Annotated in this window: 10 protein-coding genes; 7 read left to right on the top strand and 3 right to left on the bottom strand. The window is 63.4% G+C overall.

The window, feature by feature from the left end:
• The first annotated feature begins 40 nt into the window (after positions 1-40).
• Both cueA and cueR read left to right on the top strand, forming a co-directional pair.
• On the top strand, positions 41-2,434 hold the full coding sequence (gene cueA, locus AC4IHP_RS25975; protein WP_490833094.1) for a copper resistance metal-translocating P1-type ATPase CueA: 2,394 nt from the start codon (positions 41-43) through the stop codon (positions 2,432-2,434).
• Entirely contained in the window at positions 2,431-2,844 is a 414-nt protein-coding gene (cueR, locus tag AC4IHP_RS25970; protein WP_016771827.1) for a Cu(I)-responsive transcriptional regulator, read from the top strand. The genes cueA and cueR overlap by 4 nt, the downstream gene beginning before the upstream one ends.
• Here cueR and AC4IHP_RS25965 read toward each other — a convergent pair.
• The 3 genes from AC4IHP_RS25965 to AC4IHP_RS25955 all read right to left on the bottom strand — a co-directional run bounded on the left by AC4IHP_RS25965 (position 2,798) and on the right by AC4IHP_RS25955 (position 6,689).
• Positions 2,798-4,006 (bottom strand): MFS transporter, encoded by a 1,209-nt coding sequence (locus AC4IHP_RS25965; protein WP_490833093.1) that lies wholly within the window; start codon positions 4,004-4,006, stop codon positions 2,798-2,800. The two genes, cueR and AC4IHP_RS25965, sit on opposite strands and share 47 nt — an antisense overlap.
• A gap of 180 nt (positions 4,007-4,186) precedes the next feature.
• Positions 4,187-5,083: a PA4780 family RIO1-like protein kinase gene (locus tag AC4IHP_RS25960; RefSeq protein WP_016771829.1), complete on the bottom strand. Its 897-nt coding sequence runs from the start codon at positions 5,081-5,083 to the stop codon at positions 4,187-4,189.
• Between the two features lie 328 nt (positions 5,084-5,411).
• A complete protein-coding gene (locus AC4IHP_RS25955; protein WP_490833092.1) occupies positions 5,412-6,689 on the bottom strand; it encodes an acetyl-CoA C-acetyltransferase in 1,278 nt (425 codons plus the stop codon).
• Positions 6,690-6,946: 257 nt separating this feature from the next.
• Here AC4IHP_RS25955 and AC4IHP_RS25950 point away from each other — a divergent pair, with 257 nt between their 5' ends.
• The 5 genes from AC4IHP_RS25950 (at position 6,947) to AC4IHP_RS25930 (ending at position 13,722) form a co-directional block, all read left to right on the top strand.
• Complete coding sequence (locus tag AC4IHP_RS25950) at positions 6,947-8,299, top strand: 3-oxoacyl-ACP reductase (RefSeq protein ID WP_490833091.1); 1,353 nt, start codon at positions 6,947-6,949, stop codon at positions 8,297-8,299.
• Between the two features lie 2 nt (positions 8,300-8,301).
• The gene (locus AC4IHP_RS25945) at positions 8,302-9,156 is read left to right on the top strand and encodes a MaoC family dehydratase (RefSeq protein WP_252877383.1); all 855 of its coding nucleotides are present in this window, start codon (positions 8,302-8,304) and stop codon (positions 9,154-9,156) included.
• Positions 9,157-9,459: 303 nt separating this feature from the next.
• On the top strand, positions 9,460-11,034 hold the full coding sequence (locus tag AC4IHP_RS25940) for a collagen-like triple helix repeat-containing protein (protein ID WP_490833090.1): 1,575 nt from the start codon (positions 9,460-9,462) through the stop codon (positions 11,032-11,034).
• Positions 11,035-11,168: 134 nt separating this feature from the next.
• Positions 11,169-12,839 carry a ShlB/FhaC/HecB family hemolysin secretion/activation protein gene (locus tag AC4IHP_RS25935; RefSeq protein ID WP_490833089.1) on the top strand — a complete coding sequence of 557 codons (1,671 nt, stop codon included), beginning with the start codon at positions 11,169-11,171 and terminating at the stop codon, positions 12,837-12,839.
• A 520-nt stretch (positions 12,840-13,359) separates the two neighbouring features.
• Positions 13,360-13,722 carry a DUF6124 family protein gene (locus AC4IHP_RS25930; protein ID WP_129998110.1) on the top strand — a complete coding sequence of 121 codons (363 nt, stop codon included), beginning with the start codon at positions 13,360-13,362 and terminating at the stop codon, positions 13,720-13,722.
• Positions 13,723-13,975 lie beyond the last annotated feature (253 nt).

Genomic DNA, 13,975 nt, shown 5'->3' with positions numbered 1-13,975 from the left:
GGTTGATCCTTGTAGGCATCCACTACAGGGAGCGCGACCGATGTCCCAATCCACCACTTTCGATCTGCCGATTGCCGGCATGACCTGCGCCAGTTGCGCCGGGCGCGTCGAGCGGGCGCTGCGCAAGGTCAGCGGCGCCAGTGCCGTCAGCGTCAACCTCGCCACCGAACAGGCCCGGGTGCAGGCGCCCGGCGACAGCCTGCCGGCGCTGATGCAGGCCGTGGAGCGCGCCGGTTACAGCGTGCCCCGGCAAACCGTCGAATTGAGCATCGACGGCATGACCTGCGCGTCCTGCGTCGGCCGCGTCGAACGTGCCCTGAACAAAGTCCCAAGCGTGAGCAGCGTCAGCGTCAATCTGGCCAACGAACGTGCGCACATCGAATTGCTCGGCCAGGTCGATGCGCAAACCCTGCTCGACGCCGTGAGCAAGGCCGGTTACTCGGCCAGCGTCTGGCAAGCCGAACGGCCACAGTCCGATGACCAGCAAAAACGCCTGCACCGCGAGCGCTGGGCATTGATCTGTGCGATCGCCCTCGCCCTGCCGCTGGTGCTGCCGATGTTGCTGCAACCGTTCGGCATTCACTGGATGCTCCCGGCCTGGGCGCAATTCGCCCTCGCCACCCCCGTGCAATTCATCTTCGGCGCACGCTTTTATGTCGCGGCATGGAAAGCCGTTCGCGCCGGCGCCGGCAACATGGACCTGCTCGTCGCCCTCGGCACCAGCGCCGGTTATGGGCTGAGCGTCTATGAATGGGCCAGCGCCGGCGGACGCATGCCGCATCTGTATTTCGAGGCCTCGGCCGTGGTCATTGCCCTGGTGCTGCTCGGCAAATACCTCGAGAGCCGCGCCAAACGCCAGACCGCCAGCGCCATCCGCGCCCTTGAAGCACTGCGGCCGGAGCGCGCGATTCAAGTGGTCGACGGGCGTGAGCAGGACGTTGCGATCAGCGCCCTGCGCCTCGACGATCTGGTGCTGGTCAAACCCGGCGAACGCTTCCCGGTCGATGGCGAAGTCGTCGAAGGCCAGAGCCACGCGGACGAGGCGCTGATCAGCGGCGAAAGCCTGCCGGTGCCGAAACAACCGGGCGACAAGGTCACCGGCGGCGCGATCAATGGCGAAGGTCGTTTGCTGGTGCGCACCCAGGCGCTCGGCGCGGAAACCGTGCTGGCGCGGATCATTCGCCTGGTCGAGGACGCGCAAGCGGCGAAAACGCCGATCCAGAAACTGGTGGACAAGGTCAGCCAGATCTTCGTGCCGACCGTGTTGCTGATCGCCCTGGCCACGCTGATCGGCTGGTGGCTGTACGGCGCGCCGCTGGAAACTGCGGTGATCAATGCCGTCGCGGTGCTGGTGATCGCCTGCCCGTGCGCCCTCGGCCTCGCCACCCCGACGGCAATCATGGCCGGCACCGGCGTAGCGGCGCGCCACGGCATTCTGATCAAGGATGCCGAGGCGCTGGAGCGTGCCCACGAAGTCAACAGTGTGGTGTTCGACAAGACCGGCACGCTGACCTCGGGGACGCCGCGTATCGCGCACTTCAGCGCGGTCGACGGCGACGAAAACAATCTGCTGACACTGGCCGGTGCCTTGCAGCGCGGCAGCGAGCATCCGTTGGCCAAAGCGGTGCTGGATGCAGCCGCCGAACGCGGCTTGAACGTGCCCGATGTCAGCGACAGCCAGGCGCTGACCGGGCGCGGCATCGCCGGCACGCTGGATGGCCGGCGCCTGGCGCTGGGCAATCGGCGGATGCTCGACGAAAGCGCTTTGAGTGCCGGCGATTTGCGCGCATCCGCCGAGGCCTGGGAACGCGAAGGCCGCACACTGTCGTGGTTGATTGAGCAAAGTCCTCAGCCGAAGGTTCTGGGTCTGTTCGCCTTCGGTGACACGCTCAAACCCGGCGCCCTGCAGGCGGTGCAACAACTCGCCGCGCGGGATATCCACAGCCACCTGCTGACCGGCGACAACCGTGGCAGCGCACGGGTGGTGGCCGAGGCTCTGGGGATCCAAAATGTCCACGCCGAAGTACTGCCTGCCGACAAAGCCGCGACCGTCGCCGAGCTGAAGAAAACCGGCGTGGTCGCCATGGTCGGCGACGGCATCAACGATGCCCCGGCCCTCGCCGCTGCCGACATCGGCATCGCCATGGGCGGCGGCACCGACGTCGCCATGCACGCGGCCGGCATCACCTTGATGCGCGGCGATCCGCGACTGGTGCCGGCAGCGCTGGAGATCAGCCGCAAGACCTACGCAAAGATTCGCCAGAACCTGTTCTGGGCCTTTGTCTACAACCTGATCGGCATTCCGCTGACGGTGTTCGGCTTCCTCAATCCGGTGCTGGCCGGTGCGGCGATGGCGCTGTCGAGCGTCAGCGTGGTGAGCAATGCGCTACTGTTGAAAACCTGGAAACCCAAGGACCTGGAGGAACACCGATGAACATCGGCCAAGCGGCCCGACAAAGTGGCCTGAGTGCAAAAATGATCCGCTATTACGAGTCGATCGGCCTGCTCAAAGCGGCCAATCGCACCGACAGCGGTTACCGCGTGTACGGCAGCGATGACCTGCACACACTGGCATTCATCAAGCGCTCGCGGGATCTGGGCTTTTCCCTGGAGGAAGTCGGCAAGCTGCTGACCCTCTGGCAGGATCGCCAGCGCGCCAGCGCCGACGTGAAGGCCCTGGCGCGCCAGCACATCGACGAGCTGAATCAGAAGATCCGCGAGCTAGGCGAGTTGCGCGACACCCTGCAGGATCTGGTCGAGCATTGCAGCGGCGACCATCGCCCGGACTGCCCGATCCTCAAGGAACTGGCGTCGGGCTGCTGCGCGCAACCCGCCCGCGCCTGATCCGCAACAGCGTCACCACGCCCAGGGTGCCGAGCGGGATGCCGTGGAACAGCATGACCACGGCCCCCGGCGTCCACCACGCATAGAACGGCGCGGCGACCAGCATGCCGATGCCGAAACCGCTCATCTGCAGCAAGGTCAGCACGCTGAAAATCGGCAGGCGCAATGCCGCAGGTTCCCGTTGCAGCCGAGACATCAGGCTGACTTCGGACACGCCATCGCCGAGCCCCGCCGGCAATGCAAACAGCAGCAGGCCCACGAGGCTGTGCTGCTGGAACATCAGAATGAAACCGCAGGACATCAACGCCACGCCGCAGAAAAATCTTCTTTCGAGGTGACTGTTCTCCGAGCCCTTGAGGTGACTGGCAATGCGCGCGCCGAGCAATTTGCCGCTGGCCCATACCGCGAGCGCCAGGCCCAAGGTCGCACTCGCCGCCTCGGGCGTGAGCAGTTTCGAAATGATCGGGAAGCCGACGTTGTGCGCGGCGCTGCCCAAGGTGTCGGCCATGGTCACCGCGAGCATGGCCGCGACCACTGGCGCCGAACGAAGGCCTTGCCGCAGTGCAGACCATTCACCGCGCTCCGGCTGTTCGCTGATATCGGTTTTTTCGAAACGCAGCGGCACGATCAGCAGCGCCGCGAGTAAATAGGTCAGCGCGTTGAGGGCGAAGACCGTTTCGAAACCAAAAGCAGCCACCAGCACCCCCGACACCAGACTGCCGCCAACCATGGCTGCTGAAGAAGCTGAAGTGATCCAGGCGTTGGCCTTGATCAATTGCGCCGGCTCGATCAAGCGCGGCAACTGGCTGTTGAGGCCGATGGCGAACATCGAATTACCCAGACCGAGGCCGAAGGCAATCAACGGCAACAGCCACGCCTGCTGACTGGCCGGGGTGATCAACAGCAGCCCCAGCAGTGCAGCGCGCAACAGATCGAACGCAATCAGCGGCGCGCGGCCCTGCAAGCGCCGGTAGAAGCGTGTGCCAATCAGACTGGCGAAGATTCCGCCACCGACACGGCAGGCAAGGAAAATGCCGACGCTCATGGCGCTGTTGCTCAGCAGGTAGACGTAGGTGGCGAGCGCGACCATGTTGAGGAAGGCGCCGAAATCAGAGATCAGCCGGGCGCTTACGATCAGGTGGGTGTTGCGTGGGGTACTCACATACGGTCCTTGTAGGAGCTGCCGAAGGCTCGGGCCGCGTTCGGACGATCTTTTGATCTTGTCCTTGAAGCAAAGGCAAAAGATCGCAGCCTTCGGCAGCTCCTACAAGGGCACGCTCGCGTTTGCGGAAAGTGCGCAGGCACAAAAAACCCGGCCGAAGCCGGGCTTTTCATCACGAGATCACTGCATCCACGGCGGTGGAGGCGGTTCTTCGGGTTTGCCTTTCGGCGCGTCGTCCGCCGCGCGAATGGCCTGCTTGCGTTCCTCGTCGAGGCGCGCCGCTTCGATCTCGCGCAGCACCCCGCCGACATCCGCCAGGTCCTCCGGATCGTCGAACTCGCCGGTCAGCACACTGTTCGGGTGCAAGGTGCCGGCTTCGTACAACGCCCACATTTCCTTGGCGTACTTGGTCTTCTTCAATTCCGGCGCGAAACGGCCAAAGTACGAAGCCATGTTGCCAACGTCACGCTCGAGCATGCTGAACGCATGGTTGTTGCCCGCAGCGTCGACTGCCTGGGGCAGGTCGATGATGACCGGGCCGGTCGGTGTCAGGAGCACGTTGAACTCGGAGAGGTCACCGTGCACCAGACCGGTACACAACATCAAGACGATCTGCGAAATCAGGAACGCGTGATATTCGCGCGCCTGATCAGGCTCCAGCACCACATCGTTCAGACGCGGCGCGGCGTCGCCGAATTCGTCGGCCACCAGTTCCATCAACAGCACGCCGTCGAGGAAGTCATAGGGTTTGGGCACTCGCACACCGGCGCCGGCCAGACGGAACAGCGCCGCTACTTCGGCGTTCTGCCAGGCGTCTTCGGTCTCTTTGCGACCGAACTTGGACCCCTTCGCCATGGCCCGCGCCTGACGGCTGTTACGAACCTTGCGGCCTTCCTGATACTCGGCCGCCTGGCGGAAACTGCGTTTATTCGCCTCCTTGTAGACCTTGGCGCAACGTAACTGATTGCCGCAGCGCACTACATAAACAGCTGCCTCTTTGCCACTCATCAGTGGGCGCAGCACTTCGTCGACCAGACCGTCCTCGATCAGGGGTTCAATGCGTTTTGGAGTCTTCATCAGCTTTTATTGTGGGTCCTTTATTACCAAACACGCGAATGTCACTCGTTATACGGCAATCCTCGCCCGACGGGGAGGGGTTGCCGACCTGTGAACCTTGAGGATGCACACACTGTGCCGGATCAATCGCAGCGACCCGGGCGAATCATAGCCGAGACCGTGGCATTGATTGGTATCGGCCGGCAAGGGCATTTGCGACAGAATCTGACATGCACATGCATCGGAAACCCTGTGGCAGCGAGCCTGCTCGCGAAAGCGGCCTGTCAGCAGAGAATGACGCTGACCCGGCTGCTTCGCGAGCAGGCTCGCTGCCACATTGGAATACTGCTTAACGTTCGATAATCGCGGTGACACCCTGCCCGCCCGCTGCACAGATCGAAATCAACCCTCGGCCCTTGCCCGCCGCATCCAGCAGTTTGGCCAGGTTCGCGACAATGCGCCCGCCCGTCGCGGCAAACGGATGCCCCGCCGCCAGTGAACTGCCTTTCACATTGAGCCGACTGCGATCAATCGACCCCAACGGTGCGTCGAGACCCAAGCGGGTTTTGCAATACTCGGGATCTTCCCAGGCCTTGAGCGTGCACAGGACCTGCGCAGCGAACGCTTCGTGAATCTCGTAGTAATCGAAATCCTGCAAGGTCAGGCCGTTGCGCGCCAGCAAGCGTGGTACGGCGTACACCGGCGCCATCAGCAGGCCCTCGGCACCATTGACGAAATCCACCGCCGCCGCTTCGCCGTCGCGCAGGTAAGCCAATATCGGCAAGCCGCGCTCTTTGGCCCATTCCTCACTGCCGAGCAACACCACCGAAGCGCCATCGGTGAGCGGCGTAGAGTTACCCGCCGTCAGTGTGCCCTTGGCGCTTTTTTCGAACGCCGGTTTCAGCGTGGCGAGTTTTTCCAGGTTCAGGTCCGGGCGCAGATTGTTGTCACGGGTCAGGCCGAGGAACGGCGTCATCAGATCGTTGTGCCAGCCTTCGCTGTAGGAGGCAGCGAGCTTGTGGTGGCTTTCGAGAGCCAGTTGATCCTGTTCTTCGCGGGGGATATTCCAGGTCTGCGCCATCAGCTCACAGTGCTCGCCCATCGACAGGCCGGTGCGCGGCTCGCCGTTGCGCGGGAATTCGGGAATCAAATGCCGGGGCCGCAACTGCAAAAGGGTTTTCAGTTTGTCGCCGGTGCTCTTGGCGCGGTTGGCCTGCAGAAGAATCCTGCGCAGGCCTTCGCTGACGCTGATCGGCGCGTCGGAGGTGGTGTCGACGCCGCCGGCAATGCCGCAGTCGATCTGGCCGAGGGCTATTTTGTTGGCCACCAGCAGCGCCGCTTCCAGACCCGTGCCGCAGGCTTGCTGGATGTCATAGGCCGGTGTCGTCGGAGACAAGCGCGAGCCGAGCACGCATTCGCGGGTCAGGTTCATATCCCGTGACAATTTAAGCACCGCGCCCGCCACCACTTCGCCGATGCGCTGGCCGTGCAGGTTGTAGCGTTCGATCAGGCCCTCCAGCGCGGCGGTGAGCATCGCCTGATTGCTGGCCGTGGCGTACGGCCCGTTGGAGCGGGCGAAAGGAATGCGGTTACCGCCGATGATCGCGACGCGGCGCAGCTGGGTCATGAAAAGCTCCTGTTCCAAATGGTCGAAATTTGCCCAATCCCTGTGGGAGCGAGCCTGCTCGCGAAGAGGACGGCACATTCAGCCTCTTCAGCGCCTGGTACAGCGCCTTCGCGAGCAGGCTCGCTCCCACATGAACCGCATTTATCTGCAAGACCTGCTAAACCTGAGTGTTCAAGCGTAGGCCTAATTGCGCCGATCGAACGATTGATTGCCGTAGACAGTCCACACTTTGAACCCCAACTTCTGGAGAGCGTTCCATGTCTGACCGCTATATCGACTTCGCCAACTCATCCTTCGGCCATCGTCTGGTCGGGGCCTTGGGCCTGCCGTCGCCGGTGCGGCTGGAACGCTGGCAGGCGGGGCGTCTGCGGCCGATCGAGGGCGCCCTGTTGATCGGTGGCGGGCCGCTGGCCGAACGGATCAGCGGGTTCGCCAATCGCTTGACCGACGCGATCTACAGCTACGGCACCGAGCCCTCGCTGGCCACCGCGTGGATCCCCGGCCACGGGCCGAAAATCAAAGCAGTGGTGTTTGACGCCAGCGCTCTGCAACACACCGACCAACTCAAGCAACTGCGCGAATTTTTCCAGCCATTGATGAAGAACCTCGACCATAGCGCGCATCTGGTGATCCTCGGCCGCGCGCCGGAAAGTCTGGGTGATCCGTTCGCCTCCAGCGCGCAGCGGGCACTTGAAGGCTTTTCGCGTTCGCTGGCCAAGGAACTGCGCGGCGGTGGCACCTTGCAATTGATCTACGTCGGCGAAGGTGCCGAAGATCAACTGGAAGGCCCGCTGCGATTCTTCCTCTCGCCGAAAAGCGCTTTCGTGTCCGGTCAGGTGATTCGCCTGACCGCGTGCGACACGCCGGTCACCGACTGGACCCGCCCGCTGGCCGGGCGCAAGGCGTTGGTCACCGGTGCTGCACGCGGCATCGGCGCGTCGATTGCCGAAACCCTGGCGCGTGATGGCGCCGAGGTGATTCTGCTCGATGTACCGCCAGCCAAGACCGACCTCGAGGCCCTTGCTGCGCGGCTCGGCGGCCGGGCGATCACCCTTGATATCTGCGCCGATGACGCCGCCCCACAGTTGATCGAACACCTGCCCGACGGCCTCGACATTCTTGTGCACAACGCCGGGATCACCCGCGACAAGACCCTGGCCAACATGACCCCGGAATTCTGGGACGCGGTGCTGGCCGTCAACCTCAATGCTCCGCAAGTGCTGACCAAGGCCCTGCTCGACAGCGGCACCCTGCGTGATAACGCACGAGTGGTCCTGCTCGCCTCGATCAGCGGCATCGCCGGCAATCGCGGGCAAACCAACTACGCGGCGAGCAAGGCTGGCCTGATCGGTCTGGCCCAGGCATGGGCGCCGGCGCTGCTGGAACGTGGCATCAGCATCAACGCCGTGGCCCCCGGTTTCATCGAGACGCAAATGACTGCGCACATTCCGTTCGGCCTGCGCGAAGCCGGGCGGCGCATGAGTTCGCTGGGCCAGGGTGGCTTGGCGCAGGACGTCGCCGAAGCCGTGGCGTGGCTGGCGCAACCGGGCACGGGCGCGTTCACCGGGCAGGCGTTGCGGGTCTGTGGGCAAAGCGTTTTGGGGGCTTGAGCATGAGCATCGAATGGCACACGCTGGATCGCGAACCGAGCCTGCCCGCGCTGTACTCGCGGGCAGCGACGCGACGCAAAATCACCGGCACGCAACTGCCCGACAGCGGGCTGCGCTGCTGGGTCGATATCGACGGCAAACGACTGGCGGCCTATCGCAAAGTCTGCGGCTTCGTCGATGACGGCCTGCTGCCGCCGACCTATCCACACATCCTCGCCTTCGCCTTGCAGATGCAATTGCTCACGGCCAGGGACTTTCCGTTCCCGCTGCTGGGGCTGATTCACCTGAGCAACCGCATTCGCGTGTTACGGCCGATGGGCGCGATCAGTCGCGCGCAAGTCAGCGTGCGCGTGCACAACCTGCAACCGCACGCCAAAGGCGCAACCTTCGATCTGCTCACCACCCTGGACGATCAACTCGGGCCACTGTGGGAAGCCGAAAGCCGCATGCTCTGTCGCGGGGTAAAACTCGAAGGCGAGGCGCTGGCGCAGGACTGGCAGCCGTCACAGGATCTGCTCGAAGTGACGCGCTGGACTGCACCGGCCGATATCGGTCGCCAGTATGCGAAAGTCTCCGGCGACTACAACCCGATTCACCTGAGTGCGGCGAGCGCCAAGCTGTTCGGGTTTCCCACGGCGATCGCGCATGGACTATGGAACAAGGCGCGCACACTGGCGGCTCTCTCCGATCATCTGCCCAAAGCCAACCTGGAAATCGCCGTGCACTTTCGCAAACCGGTGCGCCTGCCCAGTGAAGTGACATTGCTGGCCAGTGCCGCAGGCTCCAGCGGTGAGTTGCGCCTGATCGGTGCCGGCGATCTGGAACATATGGTCGGTCAATGGCAACCGATCGCCTGATCTGGCGGGGCGCAAAAGCCTGTTAATTGTGTATATATCACTTAAGTTTTTCCGCGCCCTGCCCGCCGCTTCGCAAAAAACCGAGCCTTGAATATCAAGGCTTTTTTTTGCCCGTTTATTACCTGGGTATTAGTCCTTCGGCATTGCGCCAGGCCCTCTATATAAAGGGGTTAATACCAACTTGAGAATGGTGAAAAACCTGCCCTCGACTGAGATTACAGCCACGGACGAGGCATCGCCGACGACAGATCGGCGAGCCATCGAAGGCAACGTAACGTTGTGACAGGTGCAGGAATCTCAATCATGAAAACTCAAGTGATGTGGTCCAAATCGGCAATCGCGCTGGCACTGATTCTTTCGGTTGGCCTCGTCGGCTGCAGCAGCGGCGGTGGCGGTCATCGCAGCAGCTCGGGCAGTTCGACGGCGGACGGCACGGCGGGCACCGATGGCAGCGGTGGCGCGGGTAGCGGAACCGGCGGTGACACTGCCGGCACTGGCGGCGCTGGAGGCGGTACCGGTGGCACTGGCGGAACCGGCGGAACCGGCGGAACCGGCGGCGGCACCGATCCGACCAATCCAACCAACCCTACAGATCCGACCGATCCCACCACCCCGACCAACCCGGTCACACCTTCGCTGGTGACCACAACGCTGGTGCAGGATGTAGGCAAAACCGTCAGCGGTGCCGGCGATGGCGTCGGCCAGATCGGCGATTCGCTGAGCACGGTTCCAGTCGCTGGCGGTATCGTCCAGAGCCTGGCCAACACCACCGGCAACGTTGTCAGCACCCTGGGCGATGGCGTCACTGATGGCATCGGCAAACTGGCCACTGACCCCAACGGACTGACCACCACCGTGGCCTCGGTTGGCGGTGTGGTTTCCGATGTTGGCAACGGCGTGTCGGACCTCAGCGTCAAACTGAACACAGCGACCCGAAGCGTTCCCGTCGTTGGCGGTGTAGTCACCCGCGGGGCGCCGCTGGTCGATGGCATCGGCGAAAAAGTCACCATGCTTGGCGACACCCTCAACACCTCACTGACCAGCGGCCCGACCAGCCAATTGACCAACAAGGTCGGCAGCGGCCTGGTGCCGGTGATCGCCATGGTCGAAAGCACCACCGACAAACTCGGCGATGCCACCGGCCTGGGTGATCCGCTCAAAGGGGTGATTTCGAAGGTGGGCGGCACGGTGAACAGCGTCGGCGGCAAAGTCACCGACGCAGGCAGCGGCAATGCCCTGACCAACACCCTTGGCGGCGCGCTGAGCAACACCGGCACGGCGGTCGGCAAAGCGGGTGGCCTGGTGTCGAATGGCACTGGCTCGGGTACTGGCGGCATCGGTGGTGGTCTTGGTGGCACCGGCCTGTTGCAAACTGTCGGTGGTGCGGTGGTCAACGTCGGCAGCGGCCTGAATGCCGGCAGCACCAGCGGCGTGGTCAGTGCCGGCGGCGTCACCGCTGGCGGGCTGGGCAACACGATTGCTTCGCTCAACACCGTACTCGGCGGCTCGGGCACACCGATCACTGCCACCACTTCACCGCTGGCCAGCGTCGGCGCCGCAGTCGGTACAGGCCTCAATCCGGTCACCAGCGCGGTCACCACTGTCACTCAACAGGTCGGCGCCGCTACCGGTCTCGGCACTCCGGTTGCCGGTATCACCGGACAGGTCGGTGCTGCGGTGGGCAGCCTTGGCGGCGCGATTGCCGCCACCAACAATCCGGTCACCACCGCAGTCGGCGGCCTGGTCACCAACGTCGGCGGCACCGTGGCAGCGGTCGGTGGTCTGGTCAACGGCGGCACTGCAACTGGCGGCACAACTGGTGGTCTGGGCGGGGTACTCGGCGGCCTGACCGGCGCGCTGGGCGGCAACAAACGCTAAATTGCACCTGGCCGATTCGACGGCCTTACCTACAGCGCCTACGCTTGGTTGAGGGCGGAAGATTCCCACGAGTCTTCCGCCTTTTTTCTAAGGAAAAACCTGCCCTGTGCTGTGTTCTGACCATGGAGTGTCCTATGCGCGTACTGGCATCCCTGCTGTGCCTGAGCCTCAGTTCCGCTGCCCTCGCCGACACCTTGCCCAGCTTTCTCAACAGCAACGAAACCATCCGCAACCTGCCCGTACCCAACCTGCCCGCCGACGCCTATCGGCCGAGTGCGGCGCCGCTGCAGGTGCCCGATCCGGGCGCGACCGCCGCACAGCCACTGCTGATGGAAACCAAGGTCAACCTCAAGACCGTGCAGATCGAAGGCGGCACGATCTATCCGCTCAACGAACTCGCGGAAATCTACAAGCCCCTGATCGGCCGCCAGGCCAGCCTTGCCGAACTGATCGAAGCCACACGCAACATCACCCGCCGCTATCAGCAGGACGGCTATCTGTTGTCCTACGCGTTCCTGCCGCAGCAGAACTTCGATGACGGCGTGGCGCGGGTAGTGCTGGTCGAAGGCTACGTGCGCGATATCCAGATGCAGGGCGACATCGGCCGGGTCAAAGGCCTGCTCGACAAACTCGCCGCGAAAATCCAGGCCGAACGCCCGCTGACGCGCAAGACCTTCGAGCGCTACACCACGCTGATGAGCCGCATTCCAGGCGTAACCATTCAAGCGCAAGTGCCACCGCCGGGCACCACCGATGGCGCGACCACTCTGGTTGCCCAGGCCAGTCGCAAACCGTTCACCAGCACCCTGAGCACCACCGAAGACAACCGCAACGGCCCGCAGGCGTTGCTCGGTGTCAGCAGCAATTCGCAGACCTCGATGGGCGAACAGCTGAGCCTCAGCGGCCTGTTCCCACCGGGCGACGACAAAGAGCATTACTACCGTCTCGACTACAGCCAGTTCCTCGATACCGAGGGCACCCAACTCAACGTCTCGGCCTCGCGTTACCGCGCCGACCCGGACACCGAAGTGCTGGTCGGCGGTGGCGGACGCCTGAGTACCCACCGCGAGAACGATCGCTACTCGATCGGCTTCAGCACGCCCCTGATCGCCTCCGCCAACGAACTGCTGACCGCCGGCTCGCGCCTGTATGCGGTCGACGACAAGACACGCTACGACGGCATCAACTTTCCCTTCAGCACCGAACTGCGCACCGACGTCCGCGCCCTGGCTTTCGAAGGCGACTGGCGCAAGGCCGACGCCCGCCAACTGCGCATCCTCAGCGCCGGCGTCTACCAGGGCTTCGACAGCCTCGGCGCGAGCACCAACTATGACGACATCGACCTGGATTTCTTCCGCGTGCGCCTGTCCGGCGTGCAGAGCGACAAGTTTCTCGACAACTGGCAAGGCGTGCTCTCGGCGGCGCTGTACTGGAGCGACGACACCTTGCCCGACAGCGAACGCGCCGTATTCGGCGGGCAGAACTTCGGCCGTGGCTACCCCGACGACCAGGCCTCGGGCGACAAGGGATGGGGCGTGGCTTACGAGGTCAACTACAGCTTCAACCGCGACGGCAACTGGGTGCGCATCCTGCAACCCTACGTCGTCGTCGACCGCTCGCGCAGCTGGTTCAACCAACTGCCGGTGCAGGCCAACAACCTGTCATCCACCGCGCTCGGACTGAGGTTCGGCGATGCCAAGTACTACAACGTCGCCCTGGAAGTGGCGAAGGCCATGTCGGATGAAGCGCTGGATACGCTGAATCGCAAGCCGCGTTACAGCATCAGTTTCAGTTATCAGTTGTGAGGGCCGAGCGGTGTGTCAGTCAGGATTTTTTTGACTGACGCACCGCCTTCGCGAGCACGCTCGCTCCCACAGATTCGGCGGTGTTCACGGTTCCTGAGGACAACCGCCGTCCCTGTGGGAGCGAGCCTGTTCGCGAAAGCGTTCGGCGATTCAACCGATCTATCGCAGCGCTTAAACCAGCCGTTTAAACACACGCCCCGTTACCTCGCAACCGCCCACAAATCCTTGCGCCGTTGCCTACGGCTACGCCAGAATCCGCCGGCTTGTGCGCTTGGGGCGCGGGTTCTATCGTTTGCCTGCCACTGCTCATCAGTGGTCGGGTTTAGTCGCCCGCTTGTCCACGACGCACAGGTTCCTGTCAGCCAGGTATTGCATACCTGCACTTGATGGTGGCTGTGCGCAGGGCGCCTTCGGGCGCGCCGATTTCGTGGCTCATCGGTCGACTAACCTGCGTGCAGCTGCCTCCCTTTCGTTTAGTCGCGAACCGGTTGCGGCCCTACTCCATCAGGAGACTGAGCCCGTGAAAAAGATAACGCCCGATCCACCCCTTGCCGACCCAACCTTCGCCGACCCGCTCGTCGAAGCGCAAAAGCTCAAGGAAGCCGCCGACCGCGCCATCGATTACTACCTCAACCCCCGCCTCATCAAAGACCCCGCCGCACCGCGCAAACCCAGCACCCTGTTCCTCGTCGACCCGGCTGCGGACAACGAAACCCTGTTGGTCCATGCCTGCGAATCACTGGCCTCGGCGAGCATCATGGCCAGCGACCTCGCCGGATTTATCGATGGACCACAGCGCAGCTCCCTGCTGGGGATACAACAGGTGATCATGCTGGGCGAACTGGCGGTCAACCGCGTACTGGACAGGCTTGTGCCGGAGTGAAAAGAGCAAGAGATTGGTTGCGCAGGTGGTGAGTCAGGCAGAGCGTTGTTGGCTGACTGGCCGCCTTCGCTGGCAAGCCAGCTCCCACAGGATTGATGTACATCAGGAAGAAACTGGTTGGCTGTCAGGCCGCCTTCGCGAGCAGGCTCGCTCCCACAGAAAAGCACAAGCAAAGTCAAAAGATCGCAGCCTTCGGCAGCTCCTACACCCGATGAGCGTTAGCTCGAGTAAAGCTTTTGATCTTGATCCACCG

The sequence above is a fragment of the Pseudomonas sp. UF-293 genome, assembly GCF_058245595.1.
The sequence above is the reverse complement of the archived record's forward strand: the minus strand, read 5'-3'. Positions and strand labels throughout refer to the sequence as shown.